Here is a 22,843-nt window from a genome sequence, read left to right as displayed (position 1 = left end):
CTATTCTCCCCGCCAGCGCGGTGATCGCTTTTCAACAAAGGCGCGCACGCCTTCGATCCGGTCTTTGCTGAAATAGGGATTCGGGCCAACGTCTAGCCGCAGGGCGGAGTGAACTGGAAGTTCCCACCCTTTGAGCGCCATATGCTTGTAGCGTTGCAGGGTGATTGGGGCGTTTCCTGCAATCTCTCCAACGAAAGATGCAACACCGTCGGTAAACGCAGCGCGGGGGAGCACGCGGCTGACCAAACCGACCTTGTAGGCCTCTTCAGCGGTCAGAGAACGTCCTGTATAGAGCATTTCGAGCGCGACACTACGGGGTACCAAGCGCGGAAGGAGGACGGAGCCGAAGTTCGCACCCATGCCACGCCGCGCTTCAGGCAGGCCAATGCTGGCATCTTCGATAGCCACGCGCAAATCACATGCGAGCGCCAACTCGCACCCGGCTCCCAATGCCACACCGTTGATTACTGCGATCGTTGGCTTGGGTGTTTCGAGCACCACCTCAAACACATTGCGATTAGGTCCGGTCATTGGCAGCGCCATAGGAATCCCGGCCCGCGCTGCTTCATCAAGCTCCTTTAAGTCGGCGCCGGCACAGAACGCCAACTCTCCAGCGCCAGTCAAGGCGATGACCCAGACACTCGGATCGAGAGCGGCGCGTGAAAATGCGTCGACAAGCTCGCTCGATGCCCGGGTTCCAAGTGCGTTGCGTCTTTCCGGGCGATTGATCGTCACATAGGCCACATGGTCCTTTACTTCGTATTGGACGTGGCAATCGGGAACTGTGGGAGCAGGTAGCATCAGGCCAGCCTTCAAAAGATGATTTGTTGATTACGTAATACGTAATCACGTTATGAATATGGTAATATGATGACGGGTTGTGCGTCAATCTGGTCAATCCGTACCCTCGGACGTGGTTCGCGCGTTGCTGTAAGTGGGCGCGAGGCCGGCGTGATGTTTCCGCTTGAAGTTCGGGATTGAGCATATGTCTGAGGGTCTGGTGGTCGCCTCCATTGGTACATACCCTTAGATCCCTCGAGTTTTGACCCCGCTAACGCTGTTGCCGGTTGACAAGCCAATCTCTCAAAATTACTATTTACATAACACAATTACGTAATACATAATTAGAATCGATGGTGTGAGTGCACACGGGTCCATCGTGGAAATCTGGCTGCGGGGCGTTGTCGCAACGCGGCGAGTTGGCACGTCTGTCATGCCGATAGGGAGATCGATGACCAGGGTACGTCCACCAAACGCATTCGAAGAGGTATCTATCTCTCGCTCAGGAAGCGGCTCAAGAAAAACCATATGGCTAGCCCGGCGCCGTTCGGCGGGCTATTTGAAATGTAACGAAAGCACCGAGAGACAAATCAGTAAGGAGACAAAGCGATGAACCAACATCCTCAAAGCGCGTTGACGGAAGCCGATATCGAGACCTACCGCAAGGACGGGGTGGTGTGCTTGCGAGGGCTTCTGGATGCGGAGTGGATCGAGCATTTGCGGCGCGGGGTGGAAGTGGCGCTGGAGCATGCGGACCGCAGCCCGAACGCGCGCAATATTGCGGCGGAGGCGGGCAAGGCAGGGCGCTTTCACAATGAACAGTCGCTATGGAGGACGCATGATGGCTTCATGCAGTTCATCCAGGATTCGCCGATTGCGGAGGTGGCGGCGAGGCTGAGCGGCAGCCAGGGCGTGCGGCTTTACAACGACCACCTGCTGGTCAAGGAGCCGGGGACGGACGCACCGACGCCCTGGCATCAGGATGGCACGTACTTCCGGCTGACCGGGGATCAGATTCTTTCGGTTTGGGTGGGTCTGGATCCTGTGCGCCGGGAGACTGGCGCGATGAGCTTCGTCAAAGGATCTCACGCCTGGAACAAGATGTTCCGGCCTAAGGCCTTTGCCACGGGCAGCGATCGTGAGTCGGATGCGTTCGATGGCCCGCTGCCGGACATCGACGGGAATCCCGAGGAATTTCCGACGGTGTGCTACGAGATGGAGCCGGGCGACGTGACGATCCATCACGCGTTGACGATTCATGGGGCGCTGGGCAACAGCTCCTCGACGGTGCGCCGGCGCGGGTATTCGATCCGCATGGCGGGTGACGATGTTCGCTATGCGGACCGCAAGTGGACTTCCTACGTGATCGGTGAGGGGCTGCGCGACGGAGACCGGATTGACGGCCACGCCGACTTCCCGTCGCTGTGGCCGCGCGTGGGCGCGAAGGGCTGAGCGGGGCGCGAAGCGCCAGAGTGTGTAGCCGGGGTGTCCTCGCCGAGCAGGCGGGGCGCCGCGAGGCGTTGTTGTTGGGGGTTGCCTGCGAAGGCAAGCGCCGATTATGTCAGGAACATCAATGAACAAGCTGGGTACCGAGCGCGCCAGTCAAGCGCCAGTCCTGATCGTTGGTGCCGGCCCGGTTGGATTGGGGCTGGCGCTGGAACTTGCCTACCGCAATATCCACAGCATCCTCGTTGACCAGGGCGACGGCGTGGTGCGGTATTCGAAGATGGGCCACGTCTCGGTGCGTTCGATGGAGCACTGTCGGCGCTGGGGTGTTGCTGAAGCCGTGCACAATTGTGGCTTTCCGCGGGACTACCCGTTGAATCAAGTGTTCTGCACGAGTCTGAATGGCCAGCACATCGGGACGCTGGAGTATCCGAGCATTGCGCAGGAGCGCACGACCCATGATGTGAGCCCGGAGCACAAGCAACGCTGTCCTCAACTGTGGTTCGACCCGATCCTGGCCAAGGCCGCGGCGGCGCGCCCGGAGATCGTGCAGCGCTATCGCACGAAGCTGCGGGGGTTCGAGCAGGACGGCTCGGGTGTGCGCGCGCAAGTCGAGGATCTGGAGAGCGGCCAGATTGAGACGATCACGGCCGAGTATATGGTGGGCTGTGACGGTTCGGGCAGCACGGTGCGCCAGGGCTTGGGCATCGAGCTGGAGGGGGATGCGGTGCTCAGCTACTCGGTGGGGATCTACTTCACGGCACCGGACCTGATCAAACACCACCGCATGGGGCCCGGCTCGCGTTACTGGCTGGTTGGAGAAGAGGGAACCTGGGGCAACCTGACGGTGGTCGACGCGAAGGATATCTGGCGGCTGACGGTGATTGGCGGCCAGCAACGGGTGGAGGCGAAGGACTTTGACGCCCACTACTGGCTCCAGCGCTGCCTGGGCAGTAAAGACATTCCTTACCACATCGACGCGGTGCTGCCATGGCGAAGGAGCCGGCTGCTGGCGAACCGCTATGGCAAGGGGCGTGTGTTCCTGGCTGGCGATGCGAGTCATGTGAATGCGCCCAATGGTGGCTACGGCATGAACACCGGGCTCGGGGATGCCGTCGACCTTGGCTGGAAGCTGCAAGCGGTGCTCGAAGGCTGGGGTGCAGAACAGTTGCTGTCGGCTTACGAGAGCGAGCGCCGACCTGTGGGGCAAAGGAATGTGGACGCGGCGGCGGTGAACTTCTCGCTGACGCGGCCAAAGCTGTCCTATGCGCATGTGGAGGAGGAAGGCTCGCGCGGAGAGGCCGCGCGGGCCATGCTCAGGCGGGACATGCTGGACGGGACCCGCCAGGAGTGGGAAACGCTGGGTGTGCATCTTGGCTACCGGTACGAAGGCTCGCCGCTTATCTGGAGCGATGGGACTGCGGCCCCACCCGATGACCTGTCGGAGTATGTACCCTGCGCGCGGCCGGGCCATCGGGCGCCGCACATCGGGCTGGGTGACGGGAGATCGATCCTGGATCTGTTTGGCAAGGCGTTCGTGATGCTGTGCCTGGGCGACGGTGCTGCGCCCGCAGGCGAGACAGCATTGGCGGGCGTGCAGGCGGCGGCGGCGGAGTTGAAGATGCCGTTCGAGATCCAGGTGGTGCCTGATCGCGCGGCGCATGTGTTGTATGAGCGGCGCTTTGTGCTGGTGCGCCCGGATGGCCATGTCGCGTGGCGTGGTGATGCCATCGACATCGATCCCCACGCGCTCATGCGAACCGTCGCTGGGTGGGAGATCGAAGCGTCAGTCGAGGGAGCGTAAATTCCGGGCAGTGCAGGGGCAACGCCCCACTGGGGATTGATTGAGAGCGCCGCGCGTGACGGTAGTCATGCAATCGAAGGAATGCGCCGAAACAAGGGAGACATTGCGTGACAAGTACTAGCGAGGCCGCTACACGGGGCATCGGCAACGCGCGGCCCATCGCCTCCAGGGACGGTGTCGGTCGGTTCGTGGCAAATGACGAGGCAACGATGGAAACGGGAGCGATGCCCCGCGCCACTCCGCCCACTCCGCGCGTTTCCTACCCCGAACGCAGGAGAACGATTGGGGCTCGAGTGCCCCTTGTCTCCCTACAAGAGCTGCATGAACATGGGAGCGCTTGTGGACGCCGATAGTTTGGGAACGTTCGACTATGTGATCGTTGGGGCCGGATCCGCGGGTTGTGTCCTCGCGAACCGACTGAGCGAAGATCCATCGATATCCGTGCTGCTGCTGGAAGCGGGACAGAAAGACGATTGGCGCTGGATTCATATACCAGCAGGAACCTTCTATCTCTTCGGCCATCCTCGCTTCGATTGGTGCTACTCGGGTGCCCCGGAACCGATGCTGGACGGGCGGCGGCTTCCATTGAGCAAGGGAAAAGTCCTGGGAGGCAGCTCATCTATCAATGGCATGGTCTACATTCGCGGTCACGCGGAAGACTATGAGCGGTGGAAGCGGCTCGGCAACAGTGGCTGGGGATGGCAGGACGTACTGCCCTACTTCAAGAAGTCCGAGCGACAAAGCCGAGGCAGCGACCGTTACCATGGTGGGGAGGGGGAGTTGTATGTCGAAGATCTGCGCACACACTGGGACATCTTCGACGACCTGGTCCAGGGTGCAGCTTCACTGGGCATCCCGCAAACCAGCGACTTCAATCGTGGCGACAACGAAGGATGCGGCGTGATGCAAGTCACTCAGCATCGAGGCCGTCGGTGCTCGGCCGCGGCGGCCTTTCTTCGGCCGGCACTTTCCCGGAGCAACCTCCATGTACTGACAGGCGCAACGGCCACCCGGTTGCGATTCAATGGGAAGCGTGCCGTCGGAGTTGAGTTTATCCGGGACGGGGTCGTACAGACTGTGAGTACGCGACGGGAGGTCTTGCTCTCGCTGGGAAGCATTGGCTCTCCCCAGCTATTGCAGTTGAGTGGCGTCGGCCCTGCTGCTATGTTGCAGTTGAGAGGAATTCCGGTACGCCACGAGTTGCCCGGGGTAGGCGCCAATCTTCAAGACCACCTCAGCCTGCGCTTTTCCTACAGAATGCGAAATGTCTCGACGCTGAACGAGCAATTTCACAGCCTGCCACGCCGTGCATTGATGGGTCTTCAGTACCTGTTACGCCGTTCGGGCCCACTCGTGATGGGCGCGCCAACCCTGGGAGGGTTTACGCGCAGTGACGCGGGGCGAGTCAAGCCAAACGTCCAGTTTCTTATCGCCCCGATGAGTATGAAAATGCCGGAGAAGATACTGAACCGCTTTCCGGGAGTTTCGGGGGGTATTTACAATCTTAATCCCGAGAGCCGCGGACATGTGCACGTGCGAAGCGGAGACCCACTTGAAGCTCCAGAGATCTTGCACAACTATCTCAAGCACGAAGATGACCAGCGCGTGGCGATCGACTCGGTCAGGCTTATCCGGAAACTATTTGCATCCGAGGCACTTGCCCACACGGAGCCGGAAGAACTCCTGCCTGGGCCGGACGCACGGAGCGACGACGAAATTTTTGCCGCCCTCAAGTTGAGTTGTGGAACGGCCTTTCATCCGGTCGGAACATGCAAGATGGGCGGCGACACCATGTCTGTCGTCGATGAGCGGCTTCGGGTTCGCGGCACCTCAGGTTTGCGGGTGGTTGATGCGTCGATCATGCCGACGATTCCTTCCGGCAACACAAATGCGCCAACCATCATGATCGCTGAAAAGGCCGCAGATATGATAAAGATGGATTCTCGGATATTGATGGAATGTGAGGAAATGAGCTTGTGAGTAGCGTGTGAAGCCATCAGCGACAATCGTTTAAGAAGTCTTATATTTATAAAGAATCGATTTTTATAAAATGGACAAATTGATGCAATCGAGACGAAATTTCATAAAATCTGCAATCGTCATCGCTGCTGCTGGCGGCAGCAGTTTATGCGCGGCCGCAGATGAGTTTCCTTCGAAGCCAATCCGGCTGATCGTGCCGTTCTCGGCTGGCGGCTTTACTGATGTCTTTGCGCGAATCACTGCGGCAAAGATGGCGGAGATTTTGAAGGCTCCAGTGGTGGTTGATAATCGGATCGGAGCCGGGGGAATCATTGGGGCGGCCGCTGCGGCGAGGTCAGATCCAGATGGATACACGATGATGCTGGGAAATAATGCAATCTACGCAATTAACTCGTCTTTGTATCGGAAGCTTCCCTACAAGCCGAACGATGATTTCGCTCCATTGACGATCACTTCGCGTGCCGATTTGTACCTGGTTGTAAACCCCAGTGTTATCAAGGCTACCACGTTCGCGGAGCTAAAGAAGGAGATCTCTGCATTACCCGCGGAGAGCCCATTGCGATCATACGGATCGGTTGGTGTTGGATCGACCCATCATCTCGCTATGGAATTGCTGAAGCGGGAGAGTGGGATTCAGGTCACGCATGTCCCTTACAAGGGCTCGACGCCCGCCATGCAGGATCTGATCGGTGGGCAGATACCGATGATGTTCAATACGTACAGTGAGGTGGGCCAATTTATCAGACAGGGGAAGCTTCGTGTGTTGGGAATGGCACGCAACGGCCGTTCCGACGATATGCCCGAGGTCCATCCGTTGGCCGCCTCCGGCGTACCGGGGTTCGACGTCTGGGGCTGGCAAGCGCTCGCGGTGCCCGCTGCAACGCCTGCACCTATACGCGAGAAGTTGCACGCCGCATACGCGCGTGCGATTCAAGATCCCGCTACCCGGAAGAAATTGATTGACCTGGGCGCTCCGCCGCTGTTGACCTCGGAGCAGGAGGCGCGTGACCTTATCCAGGCCGAGACGAAGAGGTGGGCGAAGGTGATCAAAGAAGCCAATATTCAGGTTACCGATTAACGCCTGAGCAGGGACTAGCCGAGCGTAGGTGGCAGTGTCCTCGCAGTTTGGACGACAGATGCGTTGGTGTCTGCTCCAGACGGAAGGCGACGCCGTGTTCGGGCTTGACCCGGGGTTCGAAGGGGCCTGCGGCGAAGTCTCAGCGTTACGCAGTTGCAGGCAACCTGGGCTGTATGACCCGGCGCGGGAACTACGTGCGGTGCCCTGGCGTGCCCGAGGTGCTGGTCTGCGGCGCAATGGGCGGACCTCTGCAACGCAGAGGTGTCCAGCATTGAAACTTCAAAGAGGCTCCAGGAGGGCGGAATCGCATGAAATCGTTTGAGGAATATGGCATCCGAATCGCCCATTCCAACAAGCTCTTCATTGATGGAACGTGGGTGGCGCCGCTTCATGGTCGCACCATTGATCTCGTGTCTCCAGCATCCGGAGAGACAATCGGGACCGTCGCCGAAGCTACGATAGAAGATGTTGATCAGGCGGTACGCGCCGCACGGGCTGCATTTGATGATGGCCCTTGGCCGCGAATGGCACCTGCGGATCGTATTGCTCTGCTGTACAAATTTTCTGAGGCATTGGCAGCGCGGCGCGAAGAGCTCGCGTCTGCTTGGATGCTTCAGGTAGGCGCTCTGCCAGCAATGACGGAGCGCGGAGTCACCAACGGGCTCGCGCAGATCACAAACGCGATCAAGGTCGGCGAAGCGTTCAAGTTTGCGGAGACCTGTGCCAGTCGGATTGCGGATCGCGCGGTCATCGTGCGTGAGCCGATAGGCGTTGTGGCAGCTATTTCGGCTTGGAATGGGTCGCTCTTGCAGTTGGCCGGGAAGCTAGGTCCTGCACTGGTCGCAGGCTGCACGGTAGTCATGAAGCCAGCATTGGAGTCTCCACTCGAAGCCTTCATCCTGGCCGAGTGCGTAGAGGCGGCTGGACTTCCCAAAGGTGTCGTAAGCCTCGTTGTAGCTGACCGGACGGCAAGCGAGGCATTGGTGAGCAATCCGCGTGTCGATAAGGTTTCGTTCACGGGCTCCACAATTGTTGGTCGCCATATTGCGGAAGTGTGCGCCAGGCGTTTATCGCACTACACGCTGGAGCTGGGAGGGAAGTCGGCTGCGATCATTCTGGATGATTTTCCTATAGAAAGAGCGGCAAAGATCCTAGCTGGCACTATCACGGCGTTGAGTGGCCAATTGTGCTGCATGCTGTCAAGGGTGATCGTATCGCGGGAGCGGCACGATGCGCTCGTATTGGCGATAGCCGCGGAATTAGAGAAAGTCAAAGTGGGGGCACCAGACGAGCCTGGGGTCACAATGGGGCCAATTGTTTCCGCCAGGCAGTTGGCAAACATCTTGCGGTACATCGACCGGGGCATACGGGACGGTGCACGGTTGGTGTTCGGTGGTAGCCGGCCGGAGGGTATGGAACGTGGCTTCTATGTCCAGCCCACGCTTTTCGCCAACGTGGACAATCATTCGGTAATTGCCCAGGAGGAGATCTTTGGACCTGTCATGTGCGTGATTGCGGCGCAAGACGAGGACGATGCAATCAGAATCGCGAATGAAAGCGACTACGGCCTGCACGGCGCAGTGTTTAGCACCGATTCGGACAAAGCATATGCAGTTGCCAAGCGGATTCGCACCGGGTCATTCGGGCAGAACGGCATGAGGCTGGATTTCTCTCTCCCATTTGGCGGCTACAAGCAGTCTGGAGTGGGTCGCGACGGAGGCGAGGAGGGGCTAATGAACTATTTGTTGACAAAAACCGTGCTACTCGACGCATGAACCAACGCAGGTTAAGGATGAAGTGCCTTGCAAAGGTTTCGGGCCGTACGGTATCAAATATTTGTCAAGCACTTGACAGGGAGCGGACGTGGAACGTGAAGTCGTTGTAGTTAGCGCAGTACGCACGGCTATTGGTGAATTCGGAGGCAGCCTTAAAGACATTTCTGCGACCGAACTCGGGTCCAGGGTAGTGCGTGAGGCCTTAAGGCGTGCTTCGATTGACGGTGCGGATGTCGGGCACGTTTTTTTCGGTAATGTTATACAGAGCGAACCGAAGGACATGTATCTCGCTCGGGTTGCATCCGTCAATGGTGGTGTCTCGCACGAGTGTCCGGCCCTAACCGTGAATCGATTGTGCGGCTCGGGCCTGGAGGCAATCATTGCGGGCGCGCAAGCAATCTGGCTTGGCGATACCAACATCGCAATCGGCGGCGGCGCAGAGAGCATGAGCCGCGCGCCGCACTCGACAACACAGGGGCGATTCGGAGTGAGGATGGGCGGTCTGGATTTGGTAGACATGCTAATCGGCACGCTTACCGATCCCTTCAATCGCATCCACATGGGGCAGACGGCCGAGAACGTCGCCAGGAAGTTCGGTATCACGCGGGAAGAACAAGACACCCTGGCACTGGAGTCGCATTTGCGTGCAGCAAACGCAATTCGGAGCGGCTATTTCAAGGAGCAGATTCTTCCGGTCGAGCTTAAGTCGAAAAATGGCGAAGTGCTGTTCGATACAGACGAACACGTGCGCCTGGATGCGGTCATGGAGGATTTTGCCAGGTTGAGGCCGGTCTTCGTGGACAAGAATGGAACGGTTACTGCCGGCAATGCGTCGGGTATCAACGATGGCGCAGCCGCCGTTGTTCTGATGGAACGCTCCGAGGCGGAGAGGCGCCGGGCCACACCGCTCGGAAGACTTGTTGCATACGCGCATAGTGGAGTCGATCCACAGATCATGGGAATTGGTCCCGTGTCGGCGACAAAGATGGTTCTTGCCCGGGCGAATTTGACGATCAATGACATCGGTGTCATCGAAGCCAATGAAGCGTTTGCCGCCCAGGCTTGCGCTGTAGCGGGGGAACTTAAGCTTGATCCGGCTAAGGTCAATCCAAACGGATCGGGCATTTCACTTGGTCATCCAGTCGGCGCGACGGGCGCCATCATCACAGTGAAGGCCCTCTATGAACTACAGCGCATTGGCGGCAGGTACGCATTGGTTACGATGTGCATCGGGGGAGGGCAAGGGATTGCCGCTATCTTTGAGCGAATTTGACCGCTCGCGCGGTAACCTTCCGGCCATGCGCAAAGTGACTCAACCGCCAGCGCTGTTTCCTATGTTGAAGACCGAGGCAGTTCGCCTCGAGCCTCGACAGGAGCGCAGCCATGCCAGTCGGGACGCCTAGCATCAGCTCGCCATCGAGGCTTTCACGCTTCAGCGCTTCCCCCTTCATGGAGGCCTCCGCAGCTTCTTACTACATGCTCCGCACCATCACAATTGCTCGATCCGCCGGCAGCGGCTTTTCTTGGCGTGATCTTGAAAGGGGGCAATGGCATTCCAGTCGGAATGAGCGGCTATTTCGCTGAACCGAATTGCGCCGACGCTCCGCTGCCAAATGCACGGCGACGCGCCGGCGCACCATCAGACGTATGTCCAACGCTCAGCACGGCTTGCGAATAAGGCGGCCGCCAGTGATCGCGTCAGTGGTCGCTAAAGCGAACCAGGCTTTGCTTACTGTCGTTCCAGCCCGGCCTCTTTGATGACCTTCGCGAGCCTGCCCTGCTCGTCGGCAAGAAACTTCGCGTAGTCGGCTGGCGTTCCGCCGTAAGGTTCCGCACCACTCGCCTCTAGCTTCTTGAGGAATTCGGCGTCCTTGAGAGCCATGTTAACCGCGTCGTTCAGCCGTTCCACGACTTCCTTCGGCGTGCCCGCTGGGGCAACAATGCCGTTCCACGCCGTAAGCTCGACGTTGGCAATGCTCGTGGCCTCTGCAACGGTGGGGACGTTTGGCAGCAATGGCGAGCGCTCTTTGGAACCCACCGCAAGCGCCGTGAGCTGCTTGTTCTGCACAAAGGGTAGCACTGTGCTGAGTGTCGTCATAAAGATTTCGGTCTGACCGCCGATGAGGTCCGCGAGCGTCGGTGCGGTTCCCTTGTATGGGACGTGTGTGAGTTGAATGCCCAGTTTGGAATCGAGCATTGCAAAGGCGAGGTGGTCAATGGTCCCGGCGCCGGAAGACGCGTAGTTCATTTTCCCTGGCCTCTTCTTCGCGAGCGCGATGAACGCTTGCATGTCCTTGGCCGACACCTTCGGGTACATCGCAACAACGAGCGGAACGCCAACCGTCCTCACTACGGGGACAAAGTCCTTGAGTGGATTGTGCGTCGCGGAGCTATACGTCAATGCACCGAGTAGGAATGATGAGGTGTTGTAAAGCAGCGTGTACCCATCCTTGGGTGCTCTCGCGGCCACCGTGGAAGCCACGGTACCGCCGGCTCCTGGGCGATTGTCGACGACCACTGGCTGACCTAGCTGATATGACTCCCCCATGTCAATCGAGATTGGTTTGATTTAGTTTCACAGTTGCATGTTGTTCCCCCCTCCCAATTTCCTGAGGGCGACGTAGCAGTAAGTCTCGACGGTGGATCACGCTGATATCCGCGGGTTGGTTACCGCATTACAGAGGTCCGCCCAATGAGCCTGCCGCTATCTTTTGCCGCAAGTCGGATGAAATCCGTTGCCTAGCTAGGTCGCGAGTTGCTCGTGTGCCGGGCTACGCCGCCTTCAGGAAACTGGTCTCATAGTAGTGACAGATAGACTGATTTCTGGCCCTGGTTACGCTGTCTGGGCCGCGTTCGGTACGGCAAGCGACATCGCGAGCTGGCTGATGTCCCAGATGAACCCGCTCAGTTCGCGAGCAACTGCAACCACCGCAATGTTCGGGTTCTTGCCGCGCGCGGCAAGTCTCCGATAGCGCCGGCACAGTCGAAGCTGGGCGTCCCAAGAGCGGTCAACGATGGCCTTTGGGATGCCTTCGTGCCGGCGCTGAATCTCGGGGCTCACGCGTGCCGGGTGCCGGTAACTCCAGGCGGCTTCGATTAGCAGTTTTCTTGCATGGCTATTGCCGTTCTTGGTGATGCTGCCCTGTCGCCGCTTCTCACCGGACGAGTGTTCGGCAGGCGTCACGCCGAGCCAAGCCATCAGTTGGCGCGGATGGACAAAGCGCGAGAGATCGCCTAACTCGGCGAGCATGCCTATCGCCGTGGTGAACTGCACGCCGCGCATAGCCTGCAAGCCGAGTACAGCCGGATAGAAGCGCCAGTTGACGACTGCTTCGCGCAAGGCCGCTTCGAGACGGCTGCATTGCGCGAGCCGATCCTCGATGGCACGTCGATATTCATCAAAGGCAAGTTGTTGCCACACGGCGTCGAACGCAAAGGAACTGATCCAGCGCCGGTGCGCTGGTCCCCAGTCGGCTCTGCCGCTGTAGCGGACACCGTGCGAGAGCAGAAAGGCCTTCAGGCGTTGCCGGGCGCGCTTCAGATCGTCTTTGGCGCTGACCCACGAGCGTGACAGATCCCGGAATGCTTCGTCCTCCACGCTGGGCACATACACCGGCGAGAGGTCGCCAGCGCGTAGCGATCGCACGAGCTTGACCGCATCGCGCCGATCGGTCTTGACGCGCTCACCAGGCTTCTTCGGGATCAGCGAGGGCGCGCACACCATGCAGTCGAATCCCTTCCCTGCAAGCTGCCGGTAAAGGCCATAGCCACAAGGGCCTGCCTCGTAGACGATGCGGATGCGGCGCGCTTTGGACTGCAGGCGCTTGCACAGGCGATCAAGATCGGTCTTCGAGGTACCGATCTTGCCAAGCAGTTCGACCTCACCCATGCCGATTGCATAGGCGACCGTGATCGAGTCCTTATGGACATCCAACCCGACATACAAAGTGCTATCGTGTTCCATGCTGGCCTCCGCGCTGGAAATCGCCGGGTGTGGCACTGTCCACACCATGCGGCTCTGGCAGTCATGCTAACCCGCGTTTGATTCCTCGCGGCGGGCCAGCCCTCTTGCCACCAGGGGAGTCATACTGACTTTTCGGTCATGTACTGGGCGAACAAGCGAGCAGTGACGTCGGCGGGCCCGCCAGCCGGAAACGCCACCAGCATGCGTATTGGCTTGTCGGGGTAATTGCCCTGTGCGAGCACGGCGCCCGCCGATAGCAGAGTGGCGCCGGCTGCCAGACTGCCGACAAACTGCCTCAGAATCTTCGTCATCTGTGTCTGCTGTAGTTGATAGGCCTATGGCCGTGCCGGTGCACTGAAGGCAGCAACACTCAGGCCGAGGCCCCGTTCGCTCTGCCAACGCCGGACACGTCGCAAGCCTTGGGGCGTCCCGGAGCAGCTCATCCGTGTGCTCACCCGGCAGTGGAGCCGGCCGAGCCATCACCGGCGGCGTGCGCGACCAAGTGCGCAGTCCAGACATTTCCACGAACGCTCCCTCCATGGGATGCAAAAAGGCAACCGCTTCCAGATGCGGGTCCTGCAGGAGGCTTTCGACCATGCGCAAGGGCATGACGGGGGTGTCCAGGCGCGTGAACTCTTGTCGCTGATATGCAGTGGGCTAGGACCGAAGGCAATTTTCGACCGCTGCATAGAACTCGCAGATGTGGTGGGTGCGAGTGGCAATCGTCGCAACGCGAGAGTCCACCCGGTACTTCTCGCCGGAACCAACGCGCTCAAAGCAGGGGCGCCAGTGCATGGTGTCGGGGCTGCCCCTCCGTCGTCGCGAATACTCTTAAGTCTCCAATCTTCTCGATAGACTTATTTCCGTAATGGACTTCCGACTCAGGACGCCAGATGAGCATCGGACAATGCCCGCTGCGGTTGCTTACGTAAAGCAGCCTTGGCCCTGACGGTAGTCAGGGCCTCAACTTGCCGCAGCACAAACACATTGTCCTCGTTCAATGCCCTGGCCGCCGAAGCGCGTAGCCTATTCGGCAGATTTCGCTTCGTTGGACTGCGCTACGTGATTGTTTGGCCAGCTACGCCATTGCGGGGACCAACTGTTGAATTCTACTTCGATGCCATCCGGATCGAATACATACACTGAATTCATCAGCCACCCCTCTTGCGGCTCGTGATATTCATTTCGGCTTGTAATTCCACGCATGCCTTGGGTAACGAGCCCCGTGGCTTGCTTCTCGCTAACTTCGGTGTGATAGCGAGTAACGTGGCGATAGGGGATTCCCATATTGGTCAGTTTCTCTGCGTAAGGACGGAGATTCTCCGGAGCAACACGCAGGTTGAGATGCAACATCCCCCCGATCGGCCTGGCGAATCGATTGGCCGGTGTTTTTCCAGTAAAGACATCCTCTTTGCTCAGAGTCTGATAGCCATCTTTCCACCAGAAGAAGGCAATATGGGCATCGGGATTTCCCTCGTCGCCCACACCAAAGAACCAGTGTTGCCCCAATAGGCCACCATTGTCATCGTGATATTCAATGGTGTGCAACACCGGCATTCCAAGCTTGCCGTGGTAGAAGTCGACGGTCTTCTTCATGTCGCTGCAGGTCAGTGCGACGTGATCAAGTCCTTTGAAATCAAAAATCATATTCTTATCCATGACGTATTTCCTTGAAACACAATGTTCTACAACGACACTGTTCATCGGGATTACATGCGCTCTAGATCGTACTCACCCTGTTTGACTTCGGTGACACGTTCCTCCACATCATCATATTCAAGGCGAAGCGCCTTGCAGAGCGTACCCGACATGTCATAAGTCAAAATCATGAACGTAAGCTCAAAAATCTGCAGGTCGTCGAGTTCCTTGCGAAGCTCCTGGAAACACTGATCGCTGGTGCGGCCGCCACCAAGCACCAGGTCGTCCGCATAGGACAACACTGCGCGCTCGATGGGCGTATAGCAGCTTGCGCTGGCCCAGCCAGGAATGGCTTGAATCTTTTCCTCTGGGCAGCCTTCGCGGCGAAGGACCTTGCAATGCTGCGAAAAAACAAACCGCGATCCCCGAGCCCAACCGGCCCGTGTGATACCTAGTTCTCGCAGCACAGGGTCAAGCTTCCTGTCCTTGCTCCACTGCCATTTGTGGCGGTCCAGGAACATGCCAAAAAGCTCTGGATCTAGGGCGTAGACTGTCCACCAGTTTCCTGGCGTACCCCCCTTCGTACCCGGTTCTTTCACCGGATCGCGGCCTTCGAAGTGCTTTTGGTAGGTGGCCATCACGCGTTCGTCGGTAACCTCGTCACGCGATACCTGTCTCAGTCGGGGCATAGTGTCTCCTTCCTTTGATGAATTGATCTGATAAAAAATTACGTAAAACGTAACTCCATTACGTAAATCATAAACATGGAACGAGGGATGGTCAACATGTTGTCTGGCTTGGCAAAGCCAGCCTATCGTCTTAGCGGAGCGGCACGGTACGGCTGTACTGCAAAGCGGCTATTTCGGCACTTCGTCAACTCTCAACTGTTCCCGTTGCCGGCCTCGCCGTGTGCTTCAACGAACTGGTATGACGCGATGATCGCGAGGCGCGGAGGCTCAGGATCAGGCTCGAGCCCGGGCAGCGGGCGCCGCACGAGCAGAAGCCGCTGGAGTTGTGGCCGGCGTTTCACAACGCGTCAAGCAGTGCGTAAAGGCTTGCCCTTGTCGCTGCTGCACTGGGTTGGGTATTGGTTTGCTCTCCGGTCTGCGCCGTGAACGGCGTCGGATCCAGCCGGGAAAGCAATGCCACCTTCTCGCAACCCGGCTACCCGCATTTTCCCTCTGGGCCATGGGGCATATGGCTTGGCGGACTTCCTTTGGCCCGACTACGTAGATCCTCAACCAAATAGGAACAGTCGGCAGCCGCTCAGACTCTGGGTCGGGACGCAGCCGAATTTTTTTCCGAAAGAGGCGTTCAGGCTACTCGGGTGCAGTGGTCACGGCGGATTCATTGGGGGCTCGCGAGCGCCTTCCTTCCGGCGAGCATGCCCTGCGCAGAGCGGAGCGTGCCTGCGCAAGCTGCGGGGCATATGAGCTAGGCTTACCTACCTGATGACATCCAGCCGGCGCGGCGATTCGCCTCTTGACAAGAGTGCTGGCTCATCTTACTCTGGGCGTAATCAAGTTATGTATATAGTAATTACGGGTCGTCGAAAGTGCGGCCGCCTGACCAGAAAGGGAAGAAGATGGAATACAGAAACATTGGAGGTACCGGTCTGAGGGTTTCGCCACTTTGTCTGGGGATGATGTCCTACGGTAGTCCCAGTTGGCAGCCTTGGGTGCTTGAGAAGGCAATGGCTCGGGATTTCGTTTCCCTCGCCCTCGATAACGGTATCAACTTCTTCGATACATCTGATTTCTATTCTTACGGAGCTAGTGAAGAGGCTCTGGGCGAGGCGACGTACGGTCTGGTGCGGCGCGAGGAGCTTGTGATCTCGACCAAGGTCGGCATGCCAATGAGTCAGTTGCCGAATGAGCAGGGAAATTCGCGTAAGCGTATCCGTGAGGGTATCGACGCCTCACTCAAGCGCCTGAAAACCGACTATGTCGATCTGTATCTTCTTCACAAATGGGATCCGGCTACCCCAATCGAGGAGTCGATTGATGCGCTTGATGATCTCGTTCGCGCGGGCAAGATTCTTTACTACGGGGTCTCCAATTTCCGAACCTATCAGCTCGCGCGGGCGCAAGAGCGGGCACGCTGCGGCAAGACCAGCGGACTCGCCGCAGTTCAACTCCAATACAACCTTGTCTATCGGGAAGAGGAGCGGGAGAACCTGCCATATTGCGGCGAGAATGGGATCGGCGTGATGGTCTATAGCCCCCTGGCGCGTGGTTGGCTGATCGGTGGAGACGCGAAGGCGGAGGAGTTGACGCAGCGAGAGCGAACCCGCATTCAACAGGACGTGAAGGGCCACGCACTATATGGGCAGGGTGGCGACCGAGAGGTGCGCGCTCGACTGCACGACGTAGCGGCGCGGCTCGGCTTGCCGCCAGGACGAGTTGCAATGGCGTGGATTCTTGCCCGTCCGGAGGTCAGCACCTGCCTCGTTGGCGCGTTGGAGCCGCATCACCTCACCGAGGCGGTCGCCGCGCTTGATGTCAAGCTGACCGAAGCGGATATCGCATATCTCGAGGAGCCGTATCGGGCAGGCGCGCTGCGAACCGCCGGATACAAGGAAATCATCGCGCAGCAGAAGATGCTCGCGGCAAACTGAGTGGAGGCAATTTTGGAAGCAAAGAAATTCTTGGTCAATGGTGAGTGGCGCTCGGGGCGAGGAGATACCTTCGAGTCCATTAACCCCGCAGATGGGTCGCTTGCAGGTATCGTGTACAGCGCTACTCCAAAGGACGTCGACGACGCAGTGCGCGGCGGTGTGGCTGCATCGGAGGATCCGGCATGGCGCGACATGCCAGCCCACAAGCGAGCGGTGATCCTCAATCGATTTGCCGATCTGATCCACCGTGACCGGGACATGCTGTGTGAACTGCAGACTCGCGACAACGGAAAGACCATCCAGGAAGGCTATCAGCATATCGAAGGGGCAGTTCAAAAGTTCCGATACTGTGCGGCTGTCTGTGAGACGCTGGAGTCGACGCTCATGCCTCCTCGTGGCGATTACTTTGTCTATAAGACATATGAGCCCATGGGTGTCATCGCGTCGATGACGGCATTCAACTCGCCAATTCTGCATGAGGCCGGCAAGATCGCGCCAGCGGTGGCTGCAGGAAATGCCGTGGTACTGAAGTCGTCCGAATTCACGCCGTTGATCGGTCTCGAGTATGGCCGTCTGGCACTCGAGGCAGGATTGCCTCCGGGTATTGTCAATGTGGTGACGGGCGGCGTGGAGGTAGGAGCGGCGCTGGTCAACCATCCGGCGATCAACATGATCGCGTTTACCGGCGGTACCAAGACCGGCAGGATCGTTGGCCACGCCGCGGCAGAGCGCATTATTCCATGCATTCTCGAACTAGGCGGCAAGTCCCCGAACATTGTATTTGAGGATGCAAACCTTGATCACGCGGTCGCTGGAATGATCTACGGGATCTTCTCCAACGCGGGGCAATCGTGCATCGCTGGCTCGCGGATCTTTGTGCAAGCGTCGATCTATGACAAGTTCGTTCCTCGGTTGGTCGAGGCGGCGAAGGCGCTTAACGTCGGCTCGCCACGCGATCCTTCGACCGCAGTCGCTCCGGTCGCCAGCTTTCGCCAACGAGACTCGATCGAGCATTTCATTGAAATGGGCAAGAGCGACCCGAAGGTGAAGTTGCTGTGCGGTGGCGATCGTCCCTCGGGCCCAGATCTTGACAAGGGCGCGTATGTTGCGCCCACGCTATTTGAGGTGAGCGATCACAAGTGTGCTATCGCGCAGGAGGAGATCTTCGGGCCCGTCGGCGTGATCATTCGCTTCGATGATGAAGCCGATCTGGTTCAGATGGCCAACGATACGGTCTTCGGCCTATCGCTGGGTGTGTGGACCGAGAATTACCGTAAGGCGATGCGTACGGTGCGCGCCATCAAGGCCGGGACGGTCTGGGTCAATACCCACAAGATCGGTCAGCCAAGCGTACCGATGGGCGGATTCAAGGAAAGCGGGATCGGCCGCGAGAACGGGATCGACGGCATTCTCGAGTATCTCCAGATAAAGAATACCTATTGGAATCTGAGCGAAAAGCAGATTGCGTGGCCGCCGAGGGGTTGATGGGCGCGCCCGATGCATAGCAACGCCGCCGGGATACCGGCGGCGTGACAATGAGCGCCAACGTTTTAGTTGCGCTCATCACCGCTGACGTACGCTGGCTGGAATCGGAAAATGCCTGATGTCACGACAATGTGTGGGACTGGCAGGCCGGTCGACCTGAGCACGAGGCGGTGGAGTCGTTCGAGGTCATAAGACTGAAGGCGGCTTCTCAGAATGATTGGACGCCGCAGCGTCCTGGTTCACGGAGACATCAACATGAGCACCAGTGTGGGATTGAAGGAACTGGTAGGTGGTTGGCTATCTGCATTTGAAGAGGCACTAAGAGCGAGTGACCGTGCGGGGCTAGAGCTTATCTTCCTTGAGGAGTGCTATTGGAGGGACCAGGTCGCCCTCACTTGGGACATGCGCCAGGCGCACGGCCGGGACCAGGTCCTGGATGCGTTGCTGAGCGTGAAGGACTGGACGCAACCCCGAAACTTCGGATTGGCGGAGCAGCATCCAGATCCCGCCCGTGCGTCCATCCTTGGTCGCGAAGTTGTTGAAGCCTATATTGCCTTCGAATTGCGAAACGGCAAGGGTCAGGGATTTCTGCGCATTGTTGAGGATGCGACAGCGTCCGCCGGCGCGAGATGCTATATGCTCGGCACGGACATTCATACGCTAAACGATGTCGTTGAGGAACTGGGCAACCGCGTCAACCGAGAGCGCTTGCAACCGGTCTTTCCGATCCATGGCTATAAGCCGATGCGTAAAGGCCAGCATTTCGGTGAGTTCGCTGAGGAGAAGATGGCGTTTGCCAATCACGATCCAGATGTACTGATCATTGGTGCCGGCCACACAGGAATGGCCGTAGGTGCGAGACTGGAGCGGATGGGACAGTCGTACCTGATCGTCGATCGTGCGTCGCGGCTTGGCGATAGTTGGCGCAACCGCTATGAATCATTGGCGCTGCATACCGTCGGCGCGGTGAATCAACTTCCATATATCCGCAGTCCAGACATCTTCCCCGATTACGTGCCCAAGGACCAGTGGGCCGATTGGCTTGACGCCTATGGGAGAATGATGCGGCTGAATCTTTGGCTGAAGACTGAGGTAGTCAAGGGCGCATTCGACGAAAACAAGGGGGAGTGGTCCATCGAGCTTCGCACGGCCGACAACGCCAGCAGGACGATCCGACCTAAACACGTTGTGCTTGCAACTGGCGGCATCGGCCTCAACCCCAAGCCCTTTTCCGCTCCGGGGATTGAGGACTTCAAGGGAACGATGATCCATTCCAAGTACTACAAGTCCGGGGCCGAGTTCGAAGGTAAGCGCGTGCTTGTGGTTGGGAGTGGCACTAGTGCGTTCGACATGTGCTATGACCTGTATCTCAGAGGCGCCAAGCCGACGATGCTTCAGCGTAGTGAGACCTCAGTTGTGCCGTTGGAGGAGGGCGTCAGGTACAACCGCGATTACCTTCCCGGGGGTCATTCGGTAGAGACCGCCGATCTTCGTCGCGGCGCAGGCGCGGTATATCCGGTCATCATCGAAATCCTTAAGAACGAGTGCAACGCCTGTAACGAGCGCAATGCGGACCTCTATGCCAATCTGCGTGAGGCAGGTCTCTGGCTCGGAGATGGCGCCGATGGAAGCGGATGGCTTGGCAAGCTATTCAAGACGTTTAAGGGCTTTCACCTGGACATGGGGGTGCTCCAGGAGATTGTGGATGGCAACGTCAGAATTCAGCAGGCCAGCGAGGTCGAACGCTTTGTGGAAAATGGCCTTTTGCTGATCGACGGAAAGGTGCTCGAGTTCGACGCCATCGTCGCCGCCACCGGATTCCAGAACGCGAACGAGAATGTCGCCGAGATTTTCGGCAAAGACATCGCAGACAAAGTTGGGGCGTGCAGCGGCCTCGACGCGATGGGGGAGCCAGTTGGTCTCGCCAAGCCGCTCGGTCAGCGCCAGTTCTGGCAGATGTACGGGGGCATTAACGATTGTCGCCGTCTGAGCCGGCATCTTGCGCTTGAGATCATTGCGCAGCTTAAGGGCTATGTGCCGCCACTTAGTCGTGCGCAGGATGGCTCGCTGGTTGTGCCAGAGTCGAAATAGAGCACGTGCTGACGGCAGCGGGAGGATCGCACAAAGTTGGGACGTTCACCGGGGCGCTCTCACGACCTCTTCGGAGTCGTGGGGTCGCCATCGGCAATCCTGATGACGTAGTGCGGTTCTCACCAGATTTGTCGAGGCGTTCCATTCGGCGATGCCAGCAGCGAAGTACGTGGCATTTTTCCCACCGCATCGCTCATCATTTCCTGAGGTTTCAAAATTGAAAGATCTTGATGACAACGAAGTTGAGCAGCATGCGCCTTCAACGGTGCCACAAGATGCTGCGGCAGCCGGTACCGAGGGCGTCAAATTTCGAGGCTATCAATGCTCGTCCAAGGCCGACATCGATCGCGATCTATCCGGTCGATCCAGGCGTTCATATTTTTTTTCACGCCGCGTCTTTGCCATCGCATGGGTGCTTACCAGTTTGGCATTGCTGGTTGCCATGCCAGTCTTGCCTTCGGCCGCACATGCTCAATCGAGCAAAGGTTCGACCGCCAAGGAGAAATCGGAAATGATCCCGAAGACCTGCACCGACGACAAACTGCTGCCGTCGGTTTTCGAGTTGTCGACGACTCAGCCCCAGCGTATTCCATATCCTGCTGACAGCGAAGGTGGCGCTGGTGTTTATGGCCAACTGACCAATGGGCAGCGCATTGGACGTCACCTCAAGCCGGAGGTTATGACTGGACTGGGCGCTCTGTCCGGGGCCTTGTTAAGGCACGGAGCACTCAGCCCGGCCATGCGAGAAATGATAATCGTAAGAACTGGCTATCGAACTGCGAGCGCTTATGAGGTTATCCAGCACCGCGCGCTCGCCGTTCGCGTGGGTGTTCCAGAGGCAAAGCTTGACGCGCTCGCCTGCATCGATCCGGTAGGTCTTGACGAGACGGAGCGAGTTGTAATCAATTTTGTTGATGAGCTCCTTATTCGGAATCGCGCGACGGATACCGCCCTGAACGGGCTTCGTGACCACTATAGCGATAGTCAAGTCATCGAGATCATCACCGTGACGGGGCTTTGGTGGTCTCTCGCTAGAATCATGGAAGCGGCTGGTGTTCCACTCGATAAGGGCACTATCGGCGAAAAGGGTGTCTCGGTGGAAAAATGATGCCTGGCTGCGGCTGAATCGAATGCGGGGCATCTGACAGAAAAGCGACAGCACCACGATGTCGGGTTCTTGACTTGTGCTGTGCGGTGAGGGGCAATCTGTCGAGGCGCTTCGCTTCGTTTTGAGGGCGGTGTGTCCGTGGGGATCTGCATGACACTGTTGAAGTTCCCCTCGAACCCCCGCTGGGGTGCTCGAGCGGGAATGGTCAATGTTCGCACGACTGACGTCGAGTGCGCGGTTGCCATCGGTGGCTCGAATGTATCCGTCTACGGTACGCGTGAGTGGGATAGGCCAGTTCTTCACTCTGACCACCACGTCGTCTTGCTGGTGGGGATGAAATCTGACTTGGTCTGGCCGGTCCGAGACGGTATTGAGATCATCATGGCCTGCCTGGCTCGACATGGCTTGCCAAACGTTAGCGTGGTCTGTTGAATGTCCGAGCCGATTGACGGAGGACTCCGGTGCTGCCGTACCACTCGTAGCAGCTATTTCGACTTGAACCGGCACGCCGAATCATTGGCCAGGAGAGTTACTTCGGCAGACCTGTTGCACTACATTAGGGCGCTTTCGCGAGAGGTTCGTTGGTCATCGGGTCCGAGCGACGACTGTCGAGACGAGCATGTGTTGCATGCCCTGGCGGATCGACTTAGAGTGGCAATTGCGGTGGGATGTCCCCTTGACATCGCAGTGGTCCTTGGCTGCGCAGCGGAGATGTCGGTCTTTCCGCTGACCTCGGTGCTCGAGCAATGCAGTGCTGCAATGCTTGCAACGAAGCAGCCGGCTCTTTGCGGAGTTGTATGGGCGATCAGGCACCGACAAGCTAGAACGCGCGCGCGTGCTAGAACACTGCTGATTTAGGGGGGGCTTCAGAGTTCTTAAGGGAAGATCGGAATTCGGACGTTAGACGAACTAACATTGGTGACCTGGCAATTCGCACTACAGTGCACTCAACGCACTGAAAGTGGCGGGGCACGTATGAAGGGGGCAGTTGGGTAATGCCGGAGACCGCGCCTGCCGGCCTGGTCGGATTGACTGGCATTTTCCCGACGCCTTCGATGACGGCGTCTTGTTCGAGAA

16 protein-coding genes are annotated in these 22,843 nt (G+C 58.4%); 10 read left to right on the top strand and 6 right to left on the bottom strand.

Annotation, left to right across the window (positions count from 1 at the left end; translation table 11 throughout):
- Positions 1–801: an enoyl-CoA hydratase/isomerase family protein gene (locus A9975_RS16970; RefSeq protein ID WP_174428659.1), complete on the bottom strand. Its 801-nt coding sequence runs from the start codon at positions 799–801 to the stop codon at positions 1–3.
- Positions 802–1,389: 588 nt separating this feature from the next.
- Between A9975_RS16970 and A9975_RS16965 the strand changes: the two genes are divergently transcribed.
- The 6 genes from A9975_RS16965 (at position 1,390) to A9975_RS16940 (ending at position 10,136) form a co-directional block, all read left to right on the top strand.
- Positions 1,390–2,232, top strand: a complete 843-nt coding sequence (locus A9975_RS16965; protein WP_183033844.1) for a phytanoyl-CoA dioxygenase family protein — start codon at positions 1,390–1,392, stop codon at positions 2,230–2,232.
- Positions 2,233–2,353: 121 nt separating this feature from the next.
- Complete coding sequence (locus tag A9975_RS16960; RefSeq protein WP_183033843.1) at positions 2,354–4,030, top strand: FAD-dependent oxidoreductase; 1,677 nt, start codon at positions 2,354–2,356, stop codon at positions 4,028–4,030.
- 321 nt (positions 4,031–4,351) lie between these two features.
- The gene (locus tag A9975_RS16955; RefSeq protein WP_255503271.1) at positions 4,352–6,010 is read left to right on the top strand and encodes a GMC family oxidoreductase; all 1,659 of its coding nucleotides are present in this window, start codon (positions 4,352–4,354) and stop codon (positions 6,008–6,010) included.
- A gap of 70 nt (positions 6,011–6,080) precedes the next feature.
- Positions 6,081–7,088, top strand: a complete 1,008-nt coding sequence (locus tag A9975_RS16950) for a tripartite tricarboxylate transporter substrate binding protein (RefSeq protein WP_183033842.1) — start codon at positions 6,081–6,083, stop codon at positions 7,086–7,088.
- Positions 7,089–7,396: 308 nt separating this feature from the next.
- Positions 7,397–8,863, top strand: a complete 1,467-nt coding sequence (locus tag A9975_RS16945; protein ID WP_183033841.1) for an aldehyde dehydrogenase — start codon at positions 7,397–7,399, stop codon at positions 8,861–8,863.
- A gap of 88 nt (positions 8,864–8,951) precedes the next feature.
- Positions 8,952–10,136 (top strand): acetyl-CoA C-acyltransferase family protein, encoded by a 1,185-nt coding sequence (locus tag A9975_RS16940; RefSeq protein ID WP_183033840.1) that lies wholly within the window; start codon positions 8,952–8,954, stop codon positions 10,134–10,136.
- 456 nt (positions 10,137–10,592) lie between these two features.
- Here the strand turns inward: A9975_RS16940 and A9975_RS16935 are convergent, their stop codons facing one another.
- The 5 genes from A9975_RS16935 to A9975_RS16915 form a co-directional block, all read right to left on the bottom strand.
- Positions 10,593–11,411 carry a tripartite tricarboxylate transporter substrate binding protein gene (locus tag A9975_RS16935; RefSeq protein ID WP_183033839.1) on the bottom strand — a complete coding sequence of 273 codons (819 nt, stop codon included), beginning with the start codon at positions 11,409–11,411 and terminating at the stop codon, positions 10,593–10,595.
- A 285-nt stretch (positions 11,412–11,696) separates the two neighbouring features.
- The gene (locus tag A9975_RS16930) at positions 11,697–12,827 is read right to left on the bottom strand and encodes an IS110 family transposase (RefSeq protein WP_183033838.1); all 1,131 of its coding nucleotides are present in this window, start codon (positions 12,825–12,827) and stop codon (positions 11,697–11,699) included.
- 119 nt (positions 12,828–12,946) lie between these two features.
- Entirely contained in the window at positions 12,947–13,138 is a 192-nt protein-coding gene (locus A9975_RS16925; RefSeq protein ID WP_183033837.1) for a hypothetical protein, read from the bottom strand.
- Between the two features lie 715 nt (positions 13,139–13,853).
- On the bottom strand, positions 13,854–14,486 hold the full coding sequence (locus A9975_RS16920) for a VOC family protein (RefSeq protein ID WP_183033836.1): 633 nt from the start codon (positions 14,484–14,486) through the stop codon (positions 13,854–13,856).
- Between the two features lie 50 nt (positions 14,487–14,536).
- Positions 14,537–15,154: a carboxymuconolactone decarboxylase family protein gene (locus tag A9975_RS16915; RefSeq protein WP_174424061.1), complete on the bottom strand. Its 618-nt coding sequence runs from the start codon at positions 15,152–15,154 to the stop codon at positions 14,537–14,539.
- Positions 15,155–16,050: 896 nt separating this feature from the next.
- Between A9975_RS16915 and A9975_RS16910 the strand changes: the two genes are divergently transcribed.
- The 4 genes from A9975_RS16910 (at position 16,051) to A9975_RS16895 (ending at position 21,766) form a co-directional block, all read left to right on the top strand.
- On the top strand, positions 16,051–17,082 hold the full coding sequence (locus tag A9975_RS16910; RefSeq protein ID WP_174424060.1) for an aldo/keto reductase: 1,032 nt from the start codon (positions 16,051–16,053) through the stop codon (positions 17,080–17,082).
- A 12-nt stretch (positions 17,083–17,094) separates the two neighbouring features.
- Complete coding sequence (locus A9975_RS16905) at positions 17,095–18,567, top strand: aldehyde dehydrogenase (protein ID WP_183033835.1); 1,473 nt, start codon at positions 17,095–17,097, stop codon at positions 18,565–18,567.
- A gap of 255 nt (positions 18,568–18,822) precedes the next feature.
- Entirely contained in the window at positions 18,823–20,658 is a 1,836-nt protein-coding gene (locus A9975_RS16900; protein ID WP_174424058.1) for an NAD(P)/FAD-dependent oxidoreductase, read from the top strand.
- A 151-nt stretch (positions 20,659–20,809) separates the two neighbouring features.
- Positions 20,810–21,766, top strand: coding sequence for a carboxymuconolactone decarboxylase family protein (locus A9975_RS16895; protein WP_183033834.1), 957 nt, complete (start codon positions 20,810–20,812; stop codon positions 21,764–21,766).
- Positions 21,767–22,843 lie beyond the last annotated feature (1,077 nt).

The sequence above is a fragment of the Cupriavidus sp. UME77 genome (genome assembly GCF_014170355.1).
Lineage (GTDB): Bacteria > Pseudomonadota > Gammaproteobacteria > Burkholderiales > Burkholderiaceae > Cupriavidus > Cupriavidus basilensis.
This window is presented reverse-complemented; position numbering and strand designations above follow the sequence as displayed.